Annotated in this window: 20 protein-coding genes and 1 pseudogene; 8 read left to right on the forward strand and 13 right to left on the reverse strand. The window is 72.9% G+C overall.

Translation table 11 applies throughout. The features are described from left to right. The first annotated feature begins 38 nt into the window (after positions 1–38). The 3 genes from MTR79_RS15115 to MTR79_RS15125 all read left to right on the forward strand — a co-directional run bounded on the left by MTR79_RS15115 (position 39) and on the right by MTR79_RS15125 (position 3,097). Positions 39–1,211 (forward strand): AI-2E family transporter, encoded by a 1,173-nt coding sequence (locus MTR79_RS15115; protein ID WP_175445846.1) that lies wholly within the window; start codon positions 39–41, stop codon positions 1,209–1,211. A 27-nt stretch (positions 1,212–1,238) separates the two neighbouring features. Beyond that, positions 1,239–2,459: a cysteine desulfurase-like protein gene (locus MTR79_RS15120; RefSeq protein ID WP_086702195.1), complete on the forward strand. Its 1,221-nt coding sequence runs from the start codon at positions 1,239–1,241 to the stop codon at positions 2,457–2,459. Between the two features lie 65 nt (positions 2,460–2,524). Further along, a complete protein-coding gene (locus MTR79_RS15125; RefSeq protein ID WP_086702194.1) occupies positions 2,525–3,097 on the forward strand; it encodes a GNAT family N-acetyltransferase in 573 nt (190 codons plus the stop codon). A 66-nt stretch (positions 3,098–3,163) separates the two neighbouring features. Here MTR79_RS15125 and MTR79_RS15130 read toward each other — a convergent pair whose 3' ends face one another. The 5 genes from MTR79_RS15130 to MTR79_RS15150 all read right to left on the reverse strand — a co-directional run bounded on the left by MTR79_RS15130 (position 3,164) and on the right by MTR79_RS15150 (position 11,095). Beyond that, the gene (locus MTR79_RS15130; protein ID WP_244790630.1) at positions 3,164–5,080 is read right to left on the reverse strand and encodes an AMP-dependent synthetase/ligase; all 1,917 of its coding nucleotides are present in this window, start codon (positions 5,078–5,080) and stop codon (positions 3,164–3,166) included. Positions 5,081–5,185: 105 nt separating this feature from the next. Further along, positions 5,186–6,736, reverse strand: a complete 1,551-nt coding sequence (locus tag MTR79_RS15135; RefSeq protein ID WP_244790632.1) for a VWA domain-containing protein — start codon at positions 6,734–6,736, stop codon at positions 5,186–5,188. Positions 6,737–7,256: 520 nt separating this feature from the next. Further along, positions 7,257–8,342: a lytic polysaccharide monooxygenase gene (locus tag MTR79_RS15140; protein WP_189364430.1), complete on the reverse strand. Its 1,086-nt coding sequence runs from the start codon at positions 8,340–8,342 to the stop codon at positions 7,257–7,259. A 337-nt stretch (positions 8,343–8,679) separates the two neighbouring features. Continuing rightward, on the reverse strand, positions 8,680–9,819 hold the full coding sequence (locus MTR79_RS15145; protein ID WP_244790634.1) for a cellulose binding domain-containing protein: 1,140 nt from the start codon (positions 9,817–9,819) through the stop codon (positions 8,680–8,682). Positions 9,820–10,072: 253 nt separating this feature from the next. Further along, on the reverse strand, positions 10,073–11,095 hold the full coding sequence (locus tag MTR79_RS15150; RefSeq protein WP_086705363.1) for a LacI family DNA-binding transcriptional regulator: 1,023 nt from the start codon (positions 11,093–11,095) through the stop codon (positions 10,073–10,075). A gap of 105 nt (positions 11,096–11,200) precedes the next feature. Here MTR79_RS15150 and MTR79_RS15155 point away from each other — a divergent pair. After that, positions 11,201–11,386: pseudogene (locus MTR79_RS15155) on the forward strand (hypothetical protein); the annotation flags it as partial. 176 nt (positions 11,387–11,562) lie between these two features. Here MTR79_RS15155 and MTR79_RS15160 read toward each other — a convergent pair. From MTR79_RS15160 to MTR79_RS15175, 4 genes are all read right to left on the reverse strand, one after another. Beyond that, a complete protein-coding gene (locus MTR79_RS15160) occupies positions 11,563–12,570 on the reverse strand; it encodes a TIGR01777 family oxidoreductase (RefSeq protein ID WP_244790636.1) in 1,008 nt (335 codons plus the stop codon). A 101-nt stretch (positions 12,571–12,671) separates the two neighbouring features. After that, positions 12,672–13,061 (reverse strand): VOC family protein, encoded by a 390-nt coding sequence (locus tag MTR79_RS15165; protein WP_048454766.1) that lies wholly within the window; start codon positions 13,059–13,061, stop codon positions 12,672–12,674. Continuing rightward, positions 13,058–13,360: a metalloregulator ArsR/SmtB family transcription factor gene (locus MTR79_RS15170; RefSeq protein ID WP_163038080.1), complete on the reverse strand. Its 303-nt coding sequence runs from the start codon at positions 13,358–13,360 to the stop codon at positions 13,058–13,060. The genes MTR79_RS15165 and MTR79_RS15170 overlap by 4 nt, the downstream gene beginning before the upstream one ends. 125 nt (positions 13,361–13,485) lie before the next feature. Further along, on the reverse strand, positions 13,486–13,914 hold the full coding sequence (locus MTR79_RS15175) for a DoxX family protein (protein WP_086701832.1): 429 nt from the start codon (positions 13,912–13,914) through the stop codon (positions 13,486–13,488). Between the two features lie 169 nt (positions 13,915–14,083). On the opposite strand from MTR79_RS15175, the gene MTR79_RS15180 reads away from it, so the two are divergent. From MTR79_RS15180 to MTR79_RS15190, 3 genes are all read left to right on the forward strand, one after another. Beyond that, positions 14,084–14,530 (forward strand): DUF2809 domain-containing protein, encoded by a 447-nt coding sequence (locus tag MTR79_RS15180; RefSeq protein ID WP_244790639.1) that lies wholly within the window; start codon positions 14,084–14,086, stop codon positions 14,528–14,530. 185 nt (positions 14,531–14,715) lie between these two features. After that, entirely contained in the window at positions 14,716–15,165 is a 450-nt protein-coding gene (locus MTR79_RS15185) for a MerR family transcriptional regulator (RefSeq protein WP_189364426.1), read from the forward strand. A 212-nt stretch (positions 15,166–15,377) separates the two neighbouring features. Next, positions 15,378–16,457, forward strand: a complete 1,080-nt coding sequence (locus MTR79_RS15190; protein WP_244790641.1) for an aldehyde reductase — start codon at positions 15,378–15,380, stop codon at positions 16,455–16,457. Positions 16,458–16,666: 209 nt separating this feature from the next. On the opposite strand, the gene MTR79_RS15195 is transcribed toward MTR79_RS15190, so the two are convergent. Both MTR79_RS15195 and MTR79_RS15200 read right to left on the reverse strand, forming a co-directional pair. Then, positions 16,667–18,328, reverse strand: a complete 1,662-nt coding sequence (locus MTR79_RS15195; RefSeq protein ID WP_244790643.1) for an ABC-F family ATP-binding cassette domain-containing protein — start codon at positions 18,326–18,328, stop codon at positions 16,667–16,669. A 145-nt stretch (positions 18,329–18,473) separates the two neighbouring features. Next, positions 18,474–19,094 carry a CGNR zinc finger domain-containing protein gene (locus MTR79_RS15200; RefSeq protein ID WP_086705403.1) on the reverse strand — a complete coding sequence of 207 codons (621 nt, stop codon included), beginning with the start codon at positions 19,092–19,094 and terminating at the stop codon, positions 18,474–18,476. Positions 19,095–19,141: 47 nt separating this feature from the next. On the opposite strand from MTR79_RS15200, the gene MTR79_RS15205 reads away from it, so the two are divergent. Further along, on the forward strand, positions 19,142–20,071 hold the full coding sequence (locus MTR79_RS15205; protein ID WP_189364423.1) for a 2-dehydropantoate 2-reductase: 930 nt from the start codon (positions 19,142–19,144) through the stop codon (positions 20,069–20,071). A gap of 24 nt (positions 20,072–20,095) precedes the next feature. Here MTR79_RS15205 and MTR79_RS15210 read toward each other — a convergent pair whose 3' ends face one another. Both MTR79_RS15210 and MTR79_RS15215 read right to left on the reverse strand, forming a co-directional pair. After that, the gene (locus MTR79_RS15210) at positions 20,096–21,175 is read right to left on the reverse strand and encodes a DUF475 domain-containing protein (protein WP_244790645.1); all 1,080 of its coding nucleotides are present in this window, start codon (positions 21,173–21,175) and stop codon (positions 20,096–20,098) included. A 145-nt stretch (positions 21,176–21,320) separates the two neighbouring features. Further along, on the reverse strand, positions 21,321–22,841 hold the full coding sequence (locus tag MTR79_RS15215) for an FAD-dependent oxidoreductase (protein WP_189364421.1): 1,521 nt from the start codon (positions 22,839–22,841) through the stop codon (positions 21,321–21,323). Positions 22,842–22,869 lie beyond the last annotated feature (28 nt).

The raw sequence follows: 22,869 nt of genomic DNA on the forward strand, positions 1-22,869 counted from the left end.
GATCACCGCGCGCCCCGCGGGCACCATAAGGTTCCACCATGTCTGCCTCGTTGAACGCCGGTAAAACCCGCGCCGCGCTGCGCACCTCGGCACGCATCTCGGGTGAACTGCTGCTGGTCCTGGTGGCGACCGGAGTGGCCCTCTGGCTGCTGGGCCGGATGTGGTCGGTGGTCTGGCCCCTGGTGGTCGGCCTGCTGCTCACCACGCTCACCTGGCCCCCGACCCGCTGGCTGCTCCGGCGCGGACTGCGCCCCGCGGTCGCCGCCTCCCTGGTGACCGTGCTGTTCCTGCTGGTCGGCGCGGGCACCGTGGCGCTCATCGCCGTGCCCGTCGCGTCGGAGTCCGGCGAACTCGGCGACGGTGTCGTCGCGGGCGTGCAGAAGCTGCGCGACTGGGCGGAGGGCCCGCCGCTGAACATCGACGACGCCCAGATCTCCAGCGCCCTGGACGCGGCCATCGCCCGTCTCCAGGACAGCGCCGGGTCCATCGCCACCACCGCCGTCACCGGGGTGAGCACCGTCGTCAGCGGCGTCGTGACGGCCGTGCTGGCGCTCTTCCTCATGTTCTTCTTCCTGAAGGACGGGCCGCGTTTCCTTCCGTGGCTGCGCCGCCAGTTGCCCGGCCGGCTCGCCACCGATGTTCCGGCCGTAGCCGCCCGCTGCTGGAACACCCTCGGCGCGTTCGTCCGGTCGCAGGCGCTCGTCGGTCTCATCGACGGCGTGCTCATCGGCATCGGCCTGTGGATCCTCGACGTGCCCCTGGTCCTGCCGCTCGCGGTCCTGACCTTCGTGTCCGCGTTCGTGCCCATCGTCGGCGCACTGTTCGCCGGGTTCGTCGCCGTGCTGATCGCGCTGGTGTCCAACGGGCTGGTCAACGCCTTGCTCGTGCTCGCCGTGATCATTGTCGTGCAGCAGCTCGAGGGCAACGTGTTCCAGCCGATGATCCAGAGCCGCGGCCTCGGTCTGCATGCGACGGTCGTCCTGCTGGCGGTGACGCTGGGCGGCAGCCTGGCCGGCATCGTCGGCAGTCTGCTCGCCGTGCCGGTCGCCGCCCTGATCGCGGTCGTCTGGAACTACCTCCGCGAACAGCTCACCGACCCGCCGGCACCCCAGCCCCCGGCCCCGGAACCGTCGGCGCCCCGGCCTCCGCAGCCGTCGGCGCCGCAGCCCACGGCACCGCGGTCCCCGGCGCCCGACGCCCCCGCCGCCTGACCGCCCTCCGACCTCCAGGAAGCTCCCGTGACGTACGACCTCACCGCCCTGCGCGCCGACATACCCGCGCTGGCCGCGGGCACCGCCCACTTCGACGGCCCCGGCGGCACCCAGACGCCGCGCCCCGTCATCGAGGCGATCGCCGACGCCCTGGCGCGGCCGCTGTCCAACCGGGGCAGCCTGCTCCCCGGCGAGCGCCACGCCGACACCCTCGTCGTCGAGGCGCGCCGCGCCATGGCCGACCTGCTCGGCGCCGACCCGGCAGGCGTCGTCTTCGGCCGCAGCGCCACCCAGCTCACCTACGACGCCGCCCGCACCCTCGCCGCCGGCTGGGCGGAGGGCGACGAGGTGGTGGTCACCCGGCTCGACCACGACGCCAACATCCGCCCGTGGGTACAGGCGGCCGAACGGACCGGTGCCACCGTCCGCCGCGCGGACTTCGACCCGGCCACGGGGGAGCTGACCGCCGACCACGTCCGCGCCCAGCTCTCGCCGCGCACCCGTCTGGTCGCGGTCACCGCCGCCTCCAACCTGATCGGCACCATGCCCCCGGTCGCCGAGATCGCGCGGCTGGTCCACGAGGCGGGCGCCCTGCTCCACGTCGACGGCGTGCACTACACGGCGCACGCGCCGGTCGACGTGCGGGCGCTGGGCGCGGACTTCTTCGTCTGCTCGCCGTACAAGTTCCTCGGCCCGCACCACGGCGTCCTGGCCGCCGCACCGGAGCTGCTGGAGACCCTGCGCCCGGACAAGCTCCTGCCGTCCTCGGACGCGGTACCCGAGCGGTTCGAGCTGGGCACCCTGCCCTACGAGTTCCTGGCCGGCACCCGCGCGGCCGTCGACGTCCTCGCCGGGCTCGGCGGGCCGGGCGACGGCGACCGCCGCGCCCGGCTCGGCGCGGCGTACGAGGCGATCGGGGCGCACGAGGCGCGGCTGCGGGCCCGCCTGGAGGAGGGCCTGGCGGCACTCGACGGGGTGACCGTCCACTCCCGTGCCGCCCGCCGCACCCCGACCCTGCTGGTCACCCTCGACGGCCGCCGCACCGAGGACGCCTACCGCTTCCTCGCCGGACGGAACGTCCACGCCCCCTCCGGCCACTTCTACGCCCTGGAGGCCTCCCGCCACCTCGGCCTCGGCGACACCGGCGGCCTGCGCGTCGGCCTCGCCTGCTACACCTCCGACGAGGACGTCGACCGCCTGCTCGAAGGCCTCGCGGCCTTCCTGAAGGAGACCCCGGCCGCGCACTGACACCAGGGCCCGCCCGCGCCGCTCGTACGGCGGCGCCGGCGGGCCGTTCGTGCCATCGTGGACGCATGACCGTCGAAGTCCGCCCGGCCTCCGAGTTCGAGGACGTCCGTGCCCTGCTCGGTCCCAAGTCGCCGCAGGCGAACGTCTGCTGGTGCCTGAGCTACCGCATCCCCAGCAAGCTCAACCGCGAGCTGCGCGGCCCCGCCCGCGGCGAGCACGTCGCCGAGCTGCTTCGTTCAGGCGCTCCCCTCGGAGTGCTCGCCTACGAGGACGGCGCGCCCGTAGGCTGGGCCGCCGTCGCCCCGCGCGCGGACACCTCCTTCGCCCGCAACCGCAAGATCCCGCACGTCGACGACCTGCCGGTGTGGTCCTTGTGGTGCATCCGGGTGCGCCCCGGCCACCGGGGCGAGGGCCTCTCGCACGCCCTGATCGCCGGAGCCGTCGAGTACGCCCGCGCGCAGGGCGCCCCCGCCGTCGAGGCCTACCCCCTCGACAACGGCGACGCCCGCGTCGACCTGACCATGGCCTACCCGGGGCTTCGCAAGAACTTCGAGCGGGCCGGATTCGCCCACGCCGCCGATACCACCTCGGTGCTGTCCGGCCACCCCCGCGTGCTGATGCGGCTCGACCTGCGCTGAGGACACACGACGCACGGCACGGGCGGCCCGGCCGACGGCTCACGCGCACGGCACGCGCTGTCCCGCTCACACGTACAGTGCGGCGATCTCCTTCGCGTACGCCTCCTGCGCCGCCTTCCGCTTGACCTTCAGCGACGGGGTGAGCAGACCGTTCTCCTCGGTGAACTCGCCCTCGACGACGACGAACTTACGGATGGACTCCGCGCGGGAGACGGCCTCGTTGGCGTAGTCCACCGCTTTCTGCACGTCGGCGTGCATGCGCGGGTCGCGGACCACCTCGGACATCGGGGTGTCGGCGGGCCTCCCGCGCACCGACAGCCAGTGGGCCACCGTCTCCGGGTCGAGGGTGACCACCGCGGCCACGAAGGGCCGGTTGTCGCCGACGACCAGGCACTGCCCGACCGGCGGGCGGCTGCGCAGCCGGTCCTCCAGCACGGAGGGGGAGACGTTCTTGCCGCCGGAGGTGACGATGATGTCCTTCTTGCGGCCGGTGATGGTCAGATAGCCGTCCTCGTCGAGGGAGCCGAGGTCCCCGGTGGCGAACCAGCCGTCGCGCAGCACCTCCTCGGTGGCCACCGGGTTGTTCCGGTACGAGCCGAAGACGATGCCGCCCTTGATCAGCACCTCGCTGTCGTCGGCGATGCGCACCGCGGTGCCCGGGACCGGCCGGCCGACCGTGCCGGGGCGCGGGGACAGCGGCGGGACGACGGTCGCGGCGGCGGTGGTCTCGGTGAGCCCGTAGCCCTCGTAGATCATGATGCCGGACGCGTAGAAGAACAGGTTGAGGTCCTTCTCCAGCGGGGAGCCGCCGCTGATGGCGTACCGCAGGCGCCCGCCGAGCTCCTTGCGGACCCTGCGGTAGACCAGCAGGTCGTACAGCGCCCACGCGGCGTACAGGCCGGGCCCGGGGCCCTTGCCTCGGCCGAGGAAGCGGTCGAGGTGGGCCCGTGCGAAGCGGACGGCGACGCGGTGGGCGCGCTCGAAGGACGCGCCCCGCCCGATCTTCTCGGCGGTGGCCCGCCCGGTGTCGTGGATCTTCTCGAAGAGGTAGGGCACCCCCACCACGAACGTGGGGCGGAACGACTTGAGCGCGGGCCGCAGTTCGTCGGGCTTGATGCTCGGGCAGTGCCCCGTCTCGATGCGGGCCATGAGACAGGAGATCTGCAGGGTGCGGCCCAGGATGTGGGCGAGCGGCAGGAACAGCAGCGTCGAGGCGGCCTGGGAGGTGACCGCCTTGAAGACGGGGTGCAGCAGTTCGACCGTGTTCGCGGACTCGGCGTACAGGTTGCCGTGGGTGAGCACGCAGCCCTTGGGGCGTCCCGTGGTGCCGGAGGTGTAGCAGACGGTCGCCACCGTGTCGGCGGTGAGGGCGGTGCGCCGCTTGGTGACCTCCTCGTCCGGGACGTCGCTGCCCCGGGCGACGAGGCCGTCCACGGCGCCCGCGTCCAGCTCCCACACCTCGGGCGCCGGGTCCAGGGCGGCGGTGCCGGCGCGAACCGTGGCGGTGTTGTCCGGGGTCTCCGTGACGACGTACCGGACGCCGGCGTCCCGGACGATCCACTCCACCTGGTCCGCCGAGGAGGTCGGATACACCGGCACGGTCTGCCCGCCGGCCGCCCAGATCGCGAAGTCCAGGAGCGTCCACTCGTAGCGGGTCCGGGACATCACGGCGACCCGGTCGCCCGGCTCGAGACCGGCCGCGACCAGGCCCTTGGCCACGGCGGTGACCTCCCCGGCGAAGGCCGCCGCCGTGACCGGGCGCCAGGCGCCCCCTTCCTCGCGGCGCAGCACGACCGCGTCGGGCGCCTCGTCCGCGTTGGTGAACGGGACGTCGGCGGTCGTGCCCGTGACGGGGTGGGCGGCCAGGACCTCCGTGCGGACCTCGCGGACGGTCCCGCGTTCGTCCTTGACGGTTTCCACCGAAGTGCGGCCCGCCAGATCGGCCCGTCGTTTCGCCCGTTTCAGATCCTTGCGTACGCCCATGACGGCTCCCGGTCGCGGCTGACTGTCCTGCTGGTACTGCCCGTGCTTACTTACTCCGGAGTCAACTTACCCGTGCGTAGGAACGAGTCAACGGTCCGGGGGCGATCAGTCCAGCCGGTTCGCCGTACGGATCGCCTCCGCCAGCTCCCGCACGTCCGCGTCCTCGGTCCGCGCGGCCAGCGACCCGGCGCGCTCGGACAGCTCGCCGAGGCCCGGGGCGCCCGGCAGCGCGCTGTCCCGGTGGCCGGGGGAGCGCAGCGCGTCGGCGAAGTAGGCCGCCGTCGCGGTCACCGTCAGCCGGGGCCGCGCCCGCCACACCGACTCCTCGAGGCCGTCGGTCTCCAGGTCGCCGGTCTCCTCGTGCGGGGTACGGCTGTCGGGGTCGAGCCAGCGCACGGTCGCCGTGGCCAGGTGCCCTCCGGCGCCTGGACGGGTGCGCACCGCGTACAGGGCGGTCACGGTGTGGCCGGGGCCGACCTCGCCGCCGTCGACCCGGTCGTCGCGGAAGTCCTCGTCGGCCACCCTGCGGTTGTCGTAGCCGACCAGGCGGAACTCGGCGACCGTCGCCGGGTCGAAGGCCACCTGCGCCTTGGCGTCCCGGGCGGTCAGCTCGATGTTGCGGGGGAGTTCCTCGCAGAACACCTCGCGGGCGTCCTCCTCGTCGGACACGTACACCGTGTGGCCGTCGCCCCGGTCGGCGAGCCGCTCCATGAGGGCGTCGCCGTAGTCGCTGCCGACGCCGACGCCGAACAAGGTGATGCCGTGCTCGCGCCGGGATTCCGCGATGCGCTCCAGGATCGCGTCGGCCTCCGTCTCCCCGGTGTTGGCGAGCGCGTCGGACACCAGGACGACCCGGTTGGTGGCGCTCTCGCGGAGCCCCTCCACGGCGGCCTCGTAACCGGTCTCGACACCGGCGCCGAGGTTGGTGGAGTCGGTCGGCTCGAGGCCGTCGATCGCGTCGTGGATCTCACCCCGGTTGCCGTCGAGCCGGGTCATGGGCAGCACGGTCTCCGCCTCGCCGCTGAAGGTGACGAGGGCGACCGAGTCGTCGTCGCGCAGCCGGTCGGTCATGGTGCCCAGCGCCTCCTGGGCCAGGTCCAGCCGGCCCGGTTCACCCATCGAGCCGGAGATGTCGATGACGAACGTGAGGGCCGCGGGCGGCCGTTCGCCGTCCGCCTCGGCGGTCCGGGTGGCGAGCCCGACCCGCACCAGCGACCAGTCCTCCTCGTCGGTGCGGGCGCCGTCCACGGTGACCCTGAAGCCGTCGCCCTCGGGGCGCGGGTAGTCCTGCCGGAAGCTGTTGACGAACTCCTCCGGGCGCACGGTCGACGGGTCGGGCAGCCGGCCCTCGTCGAGGGTGCGTCGCGCGTAGCCGTAGGAGGCGGTGTCGACGTCCAGCGCGAACGTCGACAGGTAGTCGGGTTCCGGGGTCACCTCCCGTGACTCCTGCTCGCCCTCCCGCTCGCCGCCCTCAAACCGGTTCGAGCCTTCCGGGGCGGGCGGGGGCGGCATGTCGTGGCTGCCGCCCCCGTAGGAGGCGTCGCTCTTCTGCGCCCCGCCGCCGTCGTCCCCGCTGCATCCGGTGAGCAGCAGCCCGCAGGCCGCGGTGAGTGCCAGCAGCACCCCGGCCGGCCGTCGTGTCCCGTGCCGCTTCATCCTGTGTACCCCCTGTGTCGGTCGACGCCGCTTCAGTGACTGTGACGGCGCGGCAGGCGGAAACGTGCGGCACGGGGTGTTGCAGGTGCGTCTCGATGCGGAAACGGCCGGTGCGCCCGGGACGACGCCCCCGACCGCACCGGTCTTCAGCTGCGGGGCGACGGCGCGCAGTTGGCGGCGGGCATGGTGTCCGGCGGCTGCCTCGTCGGACACGCCGCCCAGGGCATCGGGGCGCCGGCGCCCGGCGCCGTGGTGGCCGCGCGCGGGTCGATGACCGGGCTGTCGGCCGGCGCGACCGTGTCCGGTGCCTTCTTCGTGTTCGTCGCGGTCGTCGGCCCTGCCGTGCCGGCACCCCTGCACCAGGGCCGGCCGGAAGGCCGCCCGCCGTGCCTGCGCACCGGTGCGGGAACCCGCCCCGACCGGGCGGGCCCCGGAACGGCGAAGCGCCGTCCGCCCCCCCCGGTGGGGAGGGGCGGACGGCGCACCGGACCTGACCTTTCACCCGTTCATCGCGCGGACGCTACGGATTGACGCAACCGATCGTGCCCACCGGGAAGTTGTTGCCGGTGGACGTGGCCGTGAAGCCGAACGACACGCTCCCGTCCGGGGCGATCGTTCTGTTGTGGGAGGCGTTCCGCACCGTCACCGTGCCGTCCGATCCGGTGCTGAGGGTGCCGTTCCAGGCGCTGCCGATCGTGGTGCCCTGCCCGGGCTTCCACCGCACGGCCCAGCCGTTCAGCGGCGACGTCCCGTGGTTCATCACCTCGACGGAGCCCTGGAAACCGCCGTTCCACGAGTTGGTCACGCTGTAGACGGCCATGCACTCACCGGTGTGCGGCGGGTCGCTCGGGTCGGGGGTGGGGTCGGTGCCGGGGTCCGGGTTGCTGCCCGAGCCGCGGATGCCGGTGACCTCGCCGTTGCCGCCGTCGAAGACCACGTCGGAGCAGGAGAAGAAGTTCTCCTGGCTGTCCGAGCGCACCCACTGCATGAAGATCAGGGCGTCACCGGAGCGGCCCGAGGGCAGGTTCAGGTTCCAGTGGTAGTGGCCCCCGTTGGTGCCCGGGGAGCCCTGCTGGGGCGGGTTGGTGACGGTCTGGATCAGCTCCAGGTCGTTCCACTTCAGCTGCGAGGTGGGCGACCAGCCGGGCTTGGTGATGTACACCCGGAAGTCACCCGGGTGCGCGGCCCAGTTGCTGTACTGCACCTTGATCGTCGAGCCCGACGTCAGATGCGTGCGCGGCCAGTCGGAGCGAGCCGCGTTGTACGCGGAGAAGTCGTAGGGCGAGCGGTCGCCCGCGCTGCACAGCGTGCCGTCCGGGACGTAGCCCGGACCGCGTCCGCCGGCCTGCGAGTCGAGGACGGCGAACCAGTTGTAGAGGGCAGTGGCGCCGCTCTGGTTGAGTGCGGCCTCGCAGGCGGGGTTGGTCGGGTCGAGCGCGCCGGTGCCGGTGATGGCGTCCAGCTGGCACAGGTAGGTGCGCGAGCCGGGCATCATCGCCACGCCGTGCGCCTGTGCGTCCTTCTGCCAGAGGAAACTGAGACCGAGCCCTCCGAGGAGGGTCGCCAGTACCGCTGCCAGAGAGACCAGTCTGCTTCTCAGAGCCATGGAGTCTCCTGTCCCGATGCTGAGTTCTTCATGGGTGGTGCGAGAGGGGTAGGGGAGCGGGGGTTGGAGCCCCGCCCGGCCGGGGAGGGCGCCAACCGGACGGGCGGGGGGATCGGGGGCCGTCCCGCGGCGGAAGGGGACCGCCCGGCGGCGGGTGCGTCGGCACCCGCCGCCGGCACGGCCGTCCGCGGCGCGGAGAGGCGGGGGCGGCGGTCGCGGCTCACGGGCCGCCCCCTCGGCGGGACGTACGCGCTTAGGGGCCCGCCCCGTCGGTGCAGGGAGGGAAGAGCGGGCCCCGGAAGCGGGGGGTCACGGCGGATGAGGCGGCCGTGACCCCTTAGGCGGTGCGGCAGGAGGTGCCGTTCAGCTGGAAGGCGTCCGGCTGCGCGAAGCTGCCGCTGTAGGTGCCCTGGAAGCCGAAGGTCTGGCTGCCGCCGGCGGCGATCCGTGGGTTGTCGGCCGGTCCGGTCGCCGTGACCGCGCCCGAGGCGGGGGTGACGGACGCGTTCCAGGCGTGCACGACGCTCTGCCCGGGGGGCAGGGTGAAGCCGAGCCGCCAGCCGTCCACGGGAGCCGAACCGTTGTTGGTGACCGTGACGTTCGCGGTGAAGCCGCCCGGCCACACGTTCGTCGCGTACGACACCGTGCAGGCGGCCGGCGTGCCCGGTCCGTTCGGGTCGCCCGGGTTCTGCGATCCGCCCGTGTTGACGGTCGAGGAGAAGGAGTTCACCGCGAGGCCCGCGCCGTTCTGCCACGGCTCGAAACCGGCCTGGATGCTCGTCAGGTACCAGTCGTTGCCCGCCATCCCACGGGCGACGGACTCCCGGACGAAGTCCATCACGTCGAAGCTCCAGCTGCCGATCGCGGACGGAGCGACGAACGACAGCACGTCGTTGGTGCCGTTGCCGCCGGACCATACCTCCCAGGTGCGCCCGGCCACGTTGGCCGTGCCCACCTGCGAGCCGATCGGCTGGATCGGACCCACCCGGTTGAACCAGATCATGATCTCGGTCCGGTTCACCCCGTCGGTGCGGGGCGTCGGGTCCAGCCAGATGTCGTACGAGGCGTTGTACACGGCGTTGTTGACATAGCTGTACGAGATGCTGCTGGGCGCGGAGGAGATGCCGCTGATGCGCGCGGGGAGCGCGGTGCCCGGCGAACAGTTCGTGTAGTGACAGCCGTTGAAGACCGAGGGGTACGACTTCGGCGCGCCGTTGGTCGGCACCGAGCCGTCGGCCTGCGTGATCCGGAAGCCTGAGTCGGTGGCGGTGACGCACTGGGTGGCGCCGGTGCCCCAGCGGTTGTTCTGGACGACGTAGCGGCCCTGGATGACGGTCGAGCCGAACTCCTCGCAGATCGTGGTGTCGGCCTGGGCGGGGGCGGTCGCGGTCAGCATCGCCGCGAGCGCGGCGAGAGCGGTGAGGAGCGCCGCCGACACGGCGCGCAGGGTGCGGGGGTGGTGCCGTAACCGTGGCATGGGGGGACCTCTCGGGTGGGGGTGCGGGATACCGGCGGGAGCGCTCCCGCCTCCCCATTGATGGGAGCGCTCCCAATGGTGTTCCGGGAGGGGACTGTAGAAGGCGTCCATGTCCCTGACAACCCTGTGCGCGCCAATCCGTCGAACGCCTTTCGAAGTCGCAGGTCAACGCGATGATCCACTTGACCTCGGACGACGGGAGCGCTCCCGAAACTTTCGACACGCGCGCGACGGCGCGGGATTCCGCGCCGGGTCAGGCGGAGTCGCGCAGCACCAGTTCCGTGCGGTGGATGACGTGCCGCCAGGCCGTCGACGGCTCCCGCATCTCCTCCAGGAGCAGCCGCACCATCGCGTGCCCGATCTCGTCCAGCGGCTGACGGACCGTCGTGAGTTTCGGGTCGGTGTGCTGGGCGAGCGGGAAGTCGTCGAACCCGATCACCGCCACGTCGTCCGGCACCCGCCGGCCCGCGGCCCGGAGCGCTCCCAGCGCGCCCGCCGCCATGGTGTCCGAAGCGGCGAACACCCCGTCGATCTCCGGTGCCCGCTCGAGGAGTTCGGCCATCGCGCGGTGCCCGCTGTCCGCCGAGAAGTCGCCCCGCACGGTCCAGGACTCCCGCGGTTCGGCCCCCGCCCGCTCCATCGCCTCCCGGTAACCGCGCAGCCGGCACTGGGCCACGTACATGTCGGGCGGCCCCGTGATGGTCGCGACCGCGCGGCGGCCGGTGTCCAGCAGGTGCGACACGGCGGCGCGCGCCCCTCCGACGTTGTCCGCGTCGACGTAGGTCACGCTCTCGTCGCCCGAGCGACGCCCCAGCAGCACGGTGGGCAGGCCCACTTCGGCCAGCATGTCGGGCAGCGGGTCCGTCGCGTGCACGGACATCAGCATCACGCCGTCGACCCGGCCGCCGCGCGCGTACTCCACGAGCCGCTGCCGTTCCGCGTCCGTGCGCACCAGGGTGAGCAGCAACTGCACCTCGGTCTCCGTCAGGGCGTCCCCGACGGACCGCACGATCTCGGAGAAGAAGGGCTCGCCGAACTGCCGCCAGTCCGGCTCCGTCATGACCAGCGCGACCGCGTCGGCGCGCCGTCCCGCCAGCGTGCGGGCAGCCAGGTTGGGGACGTACCCCAACTCCGCGATGGCGCGCTGCACGGCGCGGCGGGTGGTGTCCTTGACTCCCGCCGCGTTGTTGATGACGCGGGAGACGGTGCCCCGCCCCACACCGGCGAGCGCCGCCACCTCCTCGAGCGTCGGTGTGCCCGGACGCCGCCTGAGCATGACCACCCCCACGAGATCACTTGATCCTACGGCCCCAGTCATGCCCGTATCGACCGTTCCCGCAACCCGCCCGCCCCGTCGGGGCGTCCGCATCCCGCGACCGGGCGGATCACCGCCTTCCCCACGGCGTCCCCGGACGGGCGGCCCTGGACGCCGGAGCCGCCGTACCGCCGGACCGAGAACCGGCACCGCGGCAAGGTCCTCGCCGTGGACGGGACGTCCACCGAGAACAGCGCCCGGGTGGTGCGGTTCGCGAACACCGGCACTGAGGACCACAAATGGCGCTTCGTGTGAAGTGCTCCAAGGGGGCGCGGGAGACTGCGCGACCGGCCCCCACCGATCCGCACGCGGCCACTCTCAGGGGCGCGGGGGACTGCGCGATCAACGTCCACCGATCCGCACGCGAACGCTCTCAGGGGCGCGGGGAACTGCGCGACCGGCCCCCACCGATCCGCACGCGGCCACTCTCAGGGGCGCGGGGAACTGCGCGACAAACCCCCACCCGCCCGCGCCCGACGACGACCGGACCCCGTCCGCGCACCCCGCGCCCTCCGCACGAGATCTCCCGCCGCCCCCTCCCACCCGGTCCAGACGTATTCGAACCCCGCGTCCCCCAACCGCCCCGGCACCACCCGCCGGCTCTTCAACAGCAACTCCGTGTCCGAGCGCAGCACGAACGCGCCGACCTCCGCCATCCACCGGCTCGCCGGCAACCCCACCGGCACGCCCCAAGCCCTCCGTAGCACCCGCGTGAACTCCCGCTGAGGAAGCGGACAGGGCGCGGCGAGGTTCACCGCGCCCTCCACGTCCTCCCGGGCGATCAGGAACTCCACCGCCCGCACGAAGTCCTCGTCGTGGATCCACGACACGTACTGCCCGCCGCCGGCGACCGGTCCGCCCAGCCCGAGCCGGGCGAGCCACGACAGCATGTCGAACACCCCGCCCCGGTCAGGGCTCATCACCATCGCCGCCCGCAGGGCCACCTTCCGCGTGCCGGGCGTCGCCGCTTCCTCCTGCGCCCGCTCCCAGTTCTTCGCGATCTCGACGCTGTACGCCCAGTAGTCCGGCACGCCGCTCTCCGTGCCGCCGATGACGCCCGTCGCCTCGTCGTTCGCGGCGTCGGAACGGTGGGCGTAGATCGTCGCGGTGCTCATCTGGAGCCACACCTTCGGCGGCCGACGAGCAGCGGCGATGGCCTCGCCCACGGCCCGCGCCGAGCCGACGCGGGAGTCCATCATGGCGCGGAGATTCTCCGGGGTGTACCGGCAGGAGACGCTCCGTCCCGCCAGGTTGACCACGACGTCCGCGCCGTCGAGCGCCTCGGTCCAGGGGCCCGGGGTCGCCCCGTCCCACGCGACGTCCTGGGGGCGACGAGGCCGCCTGGTCAGCACGACGACCTCATGCCCGGCCGCGCTCAGCGCACGGTCCAGGATCGTGCCCACCTGTCCGGTTCCCCCGGGCAGAACGATCTTCATGGGCCCCTCCGGCCTTTTCGAGTGCCCTCACCCTATCCCGCATTTTTGAACACGTTCAATGCGGGGTGGAGCGAGGTCAGGATCGGCCGAGGGGGCCGGGCCTATGCCTGTGAGGCGATCTGGATCAGATTCCCGCACGTGTCGTCGAAGACGGCAGTCGTGACGGGTCCCATCTCCAGCGGCTCCTGGGTGAAGCGGACGCCCAGCTCCCGCAGACGCTCGTACTCCGCCCGAACGTCGTCCACCGCGAACACCGCGAGGGGGATGCCGTCGGCCACGAGGGCGTCCCGGTAGGGCTTGACCGCGGGGTGGTGGGACGGCTCGAGCAGCAGCTCGGTGCCGTCCGGCTCCTCGGGCGAGGCGACGGTGAGCCACCGGTCCGTCTCGCCCAGCGGGACGTCGTGCTTCTTCACGAAGCCGAGGACGTCGGTGTAGAAGCGCAGGGCCTTCGTCTGGTCGTCGACGAAGACGCTGGTCAGGTGGATCTTCATGAGGGGTCCTCCTCCGGTGCGGGGGCAGGGGGGTCGAGCCAGCGCTCGGTGATGTGCCGCAGCGGCGCGACGTTCAGGTCGTGGAACTTGTACCGGCCCTCCCGCCGGGTCTCGACGAGCCCGGCCGCCTCCAGGACGGCGAGGTGCTGTGACACCGCCTGGCGTGAGATGCCGAGCCCGTGTTTCATGCTCAGGCGCGCACAGATCTCGAACAGTGTCTGTCCGGACTTCTCCGTCAGCTCGTCGAGGATCGTGCGGCGGGTTCCGTCCGCCAGAGCTTTGAAGAGGTCGTCGGCCACGCCCCCACTATAGGCAAGTGCTCGCTTGCCTATCAATGCGAAAGCCTCCTTCGGTCCCGCGAAAACCGGCTTCGGCCATGCGAAAGCCGCCCCCGGCGAGTTGCCAGGGGCGGCTTCCGGTTCGGCTAGCCGCGGACTCCGGACGCGGCCGTGGCCGTGGCATCGCGGCGGAAGAGGCCCGACAGGGCCAGGGACCCGGGCCCGAAGAACACGAGGAGCAGGAACCCCCAGCAGAACAGCGCCGGTGACAGGCCGCCGTTCTGGAGGGGGAAGAGGCCGTCCGGCTGGTGCTCGGTGAAATAGGCGAAGGCCATGGCGCCCGAGCTGAGGAACGCGGCGGCCCGGGTGAGGACCCCGAGCAGGATGAGCGCGCCGCAGACCAGCTCGATCACCCCCGCGTACCAGAAGGGCCAGTCACCGGCGGGCGTGGCGTCCCGGTCCAGCACACCGAACAGGGTGGCCGCACCCTCACTGGTGAACAGCAGCCCGATGACGATGCGGAACAGACCGAGGACCAGTGGCTGGTGACGGTCGAGCCGGTCGGTGACGCCCATGGTGGAACTCCTTGCAGTGGCCGGTGCGCAGGGTAGAGGAAGGGGGCGGCGCGGAGGCCGTCCGCCCTTCACTAACGTGCGTGCCGACCGCCCCGTTCAGCGGTTCGGGCCCCCGTAGGACACAGGTCGGCAACGGTCCTCCGGTTGGCGGCTGGCAGACTCGTCCCCCATGAGCGACAGAGCTGTCCGGCCGGCCCGCCCCGCAGACAGGAGCGGGCCGCCCGCACCGGAGGCGACGGGCCGTACGCGGCTCCTGGCGGCGGTCGCGGCGCTGGTGACCGTCGGTGCGGGACTGGGCCTGCGGGCGGTGGCGACGGGCGACGTCGCGAAGTACGGCGGGGACGCGCTGTACACCCTGCTGATCCTCACCCTCGTCGTGCTGCTGGCGCCGCGTTCGACGCCAGCGCGGGCGGCGGGGATCGCGCTCGCGGTGAGCTGGGCGGTGGAGCTGCTCCAGCTGACCGGACTGCCCGCCGGACTGTCCGCCCGCAGCACCGCCGCCCGCCTGGTCCTCGGCTCGACCTTCAACGCACCGGACCTGTTCTGGTACGCGGTCGGCGCGTGCGCCGGCTGGCTCGCCCTCCGAGCGGTCGCTCGCCGTCGAGAGGCCGGGTGAGCCGACCGCGGCCTGCGAGGTGGAACGCACCCGTGCCGCGGTCACCCGTCGCCGGCCGGCGACGCACGCCGCATCGCGCCCGGGGTCGTCCCCGGCGTCCCTCAAGGGCTTCGCTGCCGGATCGTCGGCGTCGGGGACCGGGCCCCGCTTGACCTCAAGCGCTTCAGGTGGGCAAGGCTGGAGGTATGACGACGACGGACGGCGACAGGGCCTCGGTGAGCATCCAGGACATGTCGAAGATCAGTGGCCTGTCCGAGGCGACGTTGCGGTACTACGAGAAGATCGGTCTGATCGGGCCCGTTCCCCGTGACGAGAGCAGCGGCCATCGTCGCTACGGCGGACACGCGGTGGTGATGATCGAGGCGTTGGGCTGCCTCAGGGCGACCGGTATGAGTGTCCAGGACATGCGCGACTACCTGCGGTTCCTGGACGGCCGTGAGGACAACGCCGCACTGATGCGCGAACTGTTCGAACGCAACGTCTCCAGAATCCAGGAGGAGATCGAGCGCATGCACGTCCGCCGGAGGTACCTCGCGCTCAAGGCGGAGCTGTGGGCCGCGCGGGAGCGTGGCGATGCCGACGGTGAGAGCCGGATCGTGCCCGAGATCGCCGCCGCCCGCGAGGGCCTTCGCTGACGCGGCGGCGGCCGCGGGGACGCCCTGCGTACCACCCGCCGCACGCGACGGACGACGCCGTGTCGGGCGCGGGAGGCGCCCCGGCGACCGCGTCCGGCCGTGCCGGTCCGCGTCGCTTGACTTGAAGCGCTTCAGGTCACGGAGGCTCGTGTCCAGACGGCCGGCCGCCACCGCGGCACGGCCCACCCCACACGATGCCAAGGACGACCCACATGTTCCCTGAAGACCTCGAGCGGCTCGCGGAAGCCGGAGAACCCGTACTGGTCACCGGTGCCACCGGATACCTCGGCGGCCACACGGTGGCCCGTCTGCTCCGGGAGGGCGTACCCACCCGAGTGACGATCCGGAAGGAGAGCCAGCGGGATGACGTGCTCGAAGCGCTCCGTCAGGCCGGTGTCGATCCGGCCGGCGGGCTGACGTTCGGGACGGCCTCCCTGGACGAGGACCGGGGCTGGTCCGACGCCATGGACGGCGTCGGCCACGTGCTTCACCTCGCCTCGCCGTTCCCGTTCACCCCACCGGAGACGGAGGACGAGCTGATCCGTCCGGCCAGGGACGGCGCGCTCCGCGTCATCGGCGCGGCCCGGGAGGCCGGCGTGGCCCGCGTGGTGATGACGTCGTCCTTCGCCGCCATCGGCTACACGGTGAAGGAGGACGGCCACTACTCGGAAGCGGACTGGACCGATCCCGACACCGAGGGCCTGCCCCCGTACCACAAGTCCAAGACCCTCGCCGAACGAGCCGCCTGGGAGTACGTGAAGGACAAGGGCGGCGTCGAGCTGACCGTCGTCAATCCCACGGGCATCTTCGGACCTGTGCTCGGCGACCGGCCCTCCGCCTCGGCGGGTCTCGTACGCGCCATGCTGAACGGCGACATGCCTGTCGTGCCGGTCATGCACTTCGGTGTGGTCGACGTGCGGGACGCCGCGGACCTCCACCTGCGGGCCATGCTCCATCCCCGGGCGGCGGGCGAACGGTTCATCGGCGTCAGCGGACCCGCGCTGAGCTTCTGGGAGATGGCAGGCATCCTGCGGGAGAGGTACCCGGCTGCCGCCGACCTCCTTCCCGTACGCGAACTCACCGTCGGGGAAGTGGTGGAGCGGGCACGGACCGAGCCCTCGCTCCGTGAGGCCGCGACGCTGAGGGGCCGTGTCCCGGTCATCGACAACACGAAGGCCCGTTCCCTCCTGGGCTGGGAGCCCCGCGACGCCGCGCAGACCGTCGTCGACACCGCGGAGAGCCTCTTCCGTTTCGGGCTGGTGCAGCCGGGGGCCGGTGCGGCCGGAGCCTGACGGCCCCGCGGCCGTGTCACCACCCGCTCCGGCGTCTCCTCCGTGGTCCGCAGGAGACGCCAGACCCGGCAGGGCCGACTCCCGGCACAGGGTGTGCCCGCACCCAAGGACACGACCGCGGACCCGAGCGAGGGCCCGACGCCACACACCCATGGACGGTGCCGCCGGACTCAGCTCGGCGCGGTCGCAGGAGGGGCGAGCACGCGCGGTCAGATCAGCCGCCCTTCCCGCAACCGAAGCCGCTCACCCGGAAAGCGCGCCTGGAAGCCGCGGTCGTGGGACACGGCCACCACGGCACCCGGATACACGGCCAGCGCCGCCTCCAGGTCCTCGACGAGGTCGAGCGCCACATGGTTGGTCGGCTCGTCGAGCACCAGCAGTTCCGCCGGCCGGGTCACCAACCGGGCGATCTGCAGGCGCCGTTGCTGCCCCGCCGACAGCGCCGCGACCGGCACCGTCAGGTCCTCCTCGCGGAACAGCCCGAGCGACAGCAGCGTGTCACGGTGCTCCTCGACCGGCCCCGGCCGCCGAGCGGCGAACGCGGCGAGCAGCGGGAGCCGCCCCACGCGGACGGGCAGCTCCTGCGGCAGGTAAGCAACGGTGGCCGGGCGGCGCACCGCCCCCTTGTCCGGCTCCAGGTCCCCGGCCAGCACCCGCAACAGGGTCGACTTGCCGGCCCCGTTCTCCCCGGTGACCAGAAGCCGTTGCCCGGGCCGGACGGCCAACCGCCCGTCCAGCCGCAGTCGTTCGCCGACACCGACGTCCTCCAGCTCGACGAGCGGAAGCGCGCAACCGGTGTCTGCGGCGGGCTGTTCGCCATCCGGCACCGCCGGAGCCGGCGTGAACCGCAGCGGCTCGGGCGGAGCCGGCACCGGTGCGCGCCGCAGCCGGGCCAGCCGTTCGCGCACCGCCCGCACCTGGCCGCCCAGCTTCGCCTCGTGGGACCGGCGGTGCTTGCCGAAGCCCTGCCGGGGATCGCCGCCGGTGGTGGACAGCCGCCGGCCCGCCGCCCCCAGCAACTCCTCGGCACGGGCGACCTCGTCGAGCCACTCCGCGTGTTCCTGCTCGGCGCGGCGCCGCGCGGCCGCTTTAGCCGCCCGGTACCCGGCCCAGCCGTCGCCGTACCGGCGTACCGAGCGGGTGTCGCGGTCGACCTCCAGGATGGTGGTGGCGACCCGCTCGATGAACGGCCGGTCGTGGGTGACGGCCACGACGGTGCCGCGGTGCGCGCGCAGCCGTTCCTCCAGCCAGTGCACCGCGGACGCGTCGAGATGGTTGGTCGGTTCGTCGAGCAGCAGCAGTTCGGGGTCCGCGGCCAGGACGCAGGCGAGCGCCAGCCGCGACTGCTCACCGCCGGAGAGCGAGCCGAGCAGCCGGCCGCGGGTCACACCGGCCAGCCCCAGGCCGTGCATGGCCGCGTCCACCCGCGCGTCGGCACGGTAGCCGTCGCGCTGCTCGTACGTGGTCAACAGGTCGCCGTAGGCTGCGAGTTCGGTCTCGGACGCCTCACCGAGGCGCTCCTCCGCCGCACGCAGCCGGCGTTCCAGGGCGCGCAGCGGGGCGAGGGCGAGGTCGACCGCGTCCTGCACGGTGCGGTCGGGCGCCGGTACGGGGGTCTGGGTGAGGTGGCCGGTGCCGCCGGGGAAGACGGCGGTGATCTCGCCGTCGTCGGGCGTCTCCGCCCCGGCGAGGAGTCGCAGCAGGGTGGACTTCCCGGCCCCGTTCTCCCCGATGACGGCAGCCCGCTCACCGGGGCGGACGGTGAAGGTGATCTGGTCGAGGACGGCGCGGGGGCCGTAGGACTTGGTGACGTCCTTGACGGACAGCTGCGCCGCGAGGGCGGGCGCGAGGGTGCGGGCGCGTGCGCGCATGGGTCTTTCCCTGAGGTGAGAGAGGTGACAGGGGGCGATGACGGCGGCGTCGGCCGTGCCCGGACTCAGAGAAAGAAGTAATGGCGCATACGCCCACCCTAGCAAGACGGTCCGTCTCGTTCCAGGCCGTATCCGGCCGGGGCGGTCAGCCCTCGGCCGTCGCCGCCCTGCGCCGCCGGTGTGCCGCCGCCTTGGCGTTGTTGCCGCAGCGCCGCATGGAGCACCACTGGCGGGCGCGGCCCGAGGCCGGGTTGAGGTAGAGCATCCGGCACACCGCGGACGCGCACATCGTCAGCCGCTCCCTGCGCGACGCGTCGGAGACGAGCCCGATCAGGTCCCGCGCGACCACCGACAGCAGGGCGTCCTCGGCGAGCAGGTCGCCGCCGGGCGCCGGTCGCACGCCGGCCGGCGTCAACTCCAGCCGGACGGCGGGCGTTTCGCGGGCGGCCAGGCCGTTGACCAGGTCCACGGACGCGGGGGAGGGGCGGTGCCCGTCCAGCAGCGACGAGGCGATGTCGTACGCCGCGTCGCGCAACGCGTGCAGCGACCGCAGCAGCGCCTCCGCCTCGTACCCGGGCGCCGGTGTCAGCCCCACGCCACTGCACCACGCGGCCAGCCGTTCCGCGTCCCCCATCCGCTCCACCGGGCCGACGGGCCGGCGCCCCACGGTCGCCACGAGGTTCAGCGACAGCGAGCCGGCGTCGAACCGGAGATCACGTGCCCGGGCGGTGACCCTCGTACGCGGTGCTTGCGGCGCGGCTCCCATGGGGCGATAGTAACCCCCGACACGGTTATCAAGGGAGACGGGTGGCCATGCGGATCGCGATTGTCGGAGCGGGCGGGGTCGGGGGCTACTTCGGGGCGCGGCTCGCCGCGGCGGGCCACGAGGTCACCTTCGTGGCCCGGGGACGCCACCTGGAGGCCGTACGGCGCTCGGGGCTCCTCGTGCGCAGCCCGCTGGGGGACGTGCGCACCTCGCCCGGCTCGGTGGTGGAGAGCGTGGCCGACGTGGACGGCGCGGACCTGGTGATCGTCGCCGTGAAGCTGTGGGACACCGATGACGTCGCGCGTCAGCTGGGCGCCTCCGAACTGGCCGGCACGCCCGTGCTGTCGCTGCAGAACGGGGTGCACAAGGACGCCGTCCTCGCCCGCCGTCTGCCCCCCGAGTCCCTGCTCGGCGGCGCGTGCTTCATCTCCGCCTTCATCGAGGAACCGGGCGTCGTCCGGCACAACGGCACCCTGCAGCGTATGGTCTTCGGCGCCCGTCACCCCGAGCAGGAGCCGGTGGCGCGACAGTTCCTCCACGCGTGCACCGAGGCGGGCGTCGACGCCGAGGTCAGCGCGGACGTCGACCGGGTGATCTGGGAGAAGTACGTCTTCCTCGTCGGCCACTCGGCCACCACCACGGCCGTCCGCCGGCCCATCGGCGTCGTCCGCTCCCACGAGCGCACGCGGGTGCTGCTGCGGGACGTCATGGCGGAGGCCGTGGCCGTCGCCCGCGCGTCCGGCGTCGCGCTGGCCGAGGACTTCGCCGAGCGGCAGCTCGCCTTCTGCGACACCCTCCCCGCGGACATGACGTCGTCCATGCACAACGACCTCGAGCACGGTCACCGTCTCGAACTGCCCTGGCTCAGCGGGGGAGTGGCCGACCTCGCCGACGAACTCGGCGTCCCCGCGCCCCGCAACCGCACGGTCGCCGACATCCTGGCCCCCTACGTCGACGGCGCCCCGTCCGGCGCCTGACCGACGGGCGCCCGAAGCCGCCGGTCAGCCCGCCGTGGCCCGGTTGTAACGGACGGACGACCAGAAGGCCGCGCCGATGAGGGTGACCCCGATCAGGCCGGTCACGATGTCGTTCACCTCGTAGCGGATGCTGACGAGCAGCACGGCGGCGAGGGCGCCGATCGCGTAATGGGCGCCGTGCTCCAGGTACACGTAGTCGTCCAGCGTGCCCTGGCGCACCAGGTGGACGGTGAGCGACCGGACGTACATGGCGCCGATGCCGAGGCCGAGCGCCATCAGGACGATGTCGTTGGTGACGGCGAAGGCGCCGATCACCCCGTCGAAGGAGAAGGACGCGTCCAGCACCTCGAGGTACAGGAAGGTGAAGAAGGCGGCCCGGCCGGCCAGCGCGACCCCGGAACGGCCCCCTGCCGCCTCCCCGCCCTCCTCGTCGCTCTGCTCCCCGGCGAGCCTGGCCTCGAAGAAGCCGGACAGCCCGTGCACCACCAGATAGGTGACGAGCCCCGCGACCCCCGAGACCAGCACGGTCTGCGCCTTGTCGGCGTGGTGGCCTCCGTGCTGGTGGGCCTGGGTGGCGAAGGTCATGGAGGTCACCAGGAGCACGACGAGGGCCACGCACACCGACAGCATGTCGATGCGGCCGAGCCGCGCCAGGGGCCGTTCCACCCGGCCCAGCCACTTGGTGTCACGGTCCTCCAGGATGAAGTCCAGGAAGATCATCAGAAGGAACATGCCGCCGAACGCCGCGATCGACGGATGCGCGTCGGTGACCAGCTCCTGATAGCGCTCCTTGTCCGTGAGCGCCAGGTGCACGGCCTCCTGCGGAGCCAGCCGCGCGCTGACGGACACGATGACCACCGGGAACAGCAGCCGCATGCCGAACACGGCGATGAGGATGCCGATGGTGAGGAAGATCCGCTGCCAGAAGGCGTTGAGCTTCTTGAGGATGCCGGCGTTGATGACCGCGTTGTCGAAGGAGAGCGAGATCTCCAGCACGGCGAGGATGGCGACGATCCCGAGCGCCGTCCAGCCGTCGTACAGCACCCCGCCCGCCAGCCCGACGGCCGTCACGGCGAACGCCCACCGGAAGGTCTTCCACAGCACCCGGCACTCTCCCTTCTCCCTCGCCCCCGCTCGGACGACGGATTCGGCTCCAGTGCCCCTTCCCGCGGCCTCCGTAACGCGCGGACCCCGCACGTCCACCGATCACCGGTACGGCGTCACACGCCCACCGCCACCTGACCGCCCGTCAGCGTCCCCTGCGCCGGGCCAGCCGGCGGAACGAGCGGGCGCTGCCCGTCGGTGCGGGCAGCCGGCCCGACGCCGCGTCGTCGAGCAGCGAGCCGACCGTCTCCGTCGCGCAGACCCGGTTGGCGCCGATACCGCCGGAGGCGCCGCGCTTGATCCAGCCGACGACGTAGGCGCCCGGGCGGCCGGTCACCCTGCCCCGGTCGTTGGGCACCGTGCCCGTGGACTCGTCGAACGGAAGCCCGTCGAGCGGTGTCCCGCGGTGGCCCACCGCGCGGAGGACCGTCCCGGCCGGGATCTCCGCCTCGCCGGCCGCGCCGGTGACCCGTACCGCGCGGACCGACTCCTCACCGCGGACCTCGGCGGGCGCGGACAGGAAGCGGAACACGATGCGGCGCCGGCCGTCCGCCGCCGGCGGCAGGGACCAGTCGACGGCCTCCCGCCGTACGTCCTTCAGCACCGCGGCCTTGTCCTGGTCCGCAGCCCCGTCGATCGCCGCGCCCACGGCCGGGTCGTGGTCGTCGACCAGCAGGTCCACGCCGGACAGATGCTTCAGGGCGAGCAACTCCGGGCGCGTGTACGCCGCGTGCTGCGGGCCGCGCCGGCCCAGCACCACCACCTCGCGCACCTTGCCGCGCCGCAGCCCGGCCAGCGCGTGCGCGGCGATCGGGGTCCCCTGGAGCGTCGCAGGGTCGGACACCAGCAGGCGCGCGGCGTCCAGCGCGACGTTGCCGTTGCCCACCACGACGACCCGGTCCGCCGACAGCTCGAAGGCGTCCGGGGCGACGTCGGGGTGCCCGTTGCACCAGGCGACGAACTCGGAAGCGGCGACGCTGCCCGGCCGGTCCTCGCCCGGGACGCCGAGCCGCCGGGCCTCCGGCGCGCCGACGGCGTAGATCACCGCGTCGTGATGGGCGGCCAGTTCGTCCGCCGTCACACCGCCGTCGCCCACCTCCAGGCCCAGACAGAGCCGCACCCGCGGGTGCGTGAGGAAGCGGGCGAAGCTCTCGCCGGCCTTCTTCGTGGACGGATGGTCGGGCGCGACCCCGTACCGGACGAGACCGCCGGCGACCGGCAGCCGGTCGATCAGCGTCACCTCGGCGGGCGTGTGCAGCAGCAGGTCCCGCGCCGCGTACATCCCGGCCGGGCCGGTGCCGACGACCGCGACCCTGAGCGGTCCGAAATCCGCCGGCAGCACCCGGTCGAACGACGGCGCGCCCCAGTCGTGGAACACCGGCCCACGAACCGGCTGTTCGGGCCGGTGATCCTCGCCCTCGTAGTAGGCCGCGTTGATGCGGGCGTACTCCCGCTGCCCTCCGGTCAGCCGCTCGACCGGGAAGATCGCGTCCACCGGGCAGGCGTCCGCGCAGGCGCCGCAGTCGATGCAGCTCTTCGGGTCGATGTGCAGCATCTCCGTGCTGCCGAAGGCGCGTTCCTCCGGCGTCGGATGAATGCAGTTGACCGGGCAGACGGACACACAGGTGGCGTCGCTGCAACAGGTCTGGGTGATCGCGAAGGCCATGGGTCGTCCGCTCCGCCGAGGGCCCGGG

This window comes from Streptomyces sp. BJ20 (genome assembly GCF_022869105.1).
GTDB classification, from domain to species: domain Bacteria; phylum Actinomycetota; class Actinomycetes; order Streptomycetales; family Streptomycetaceae; genus Streptomyces; species Streptomyces griseoincarnatus.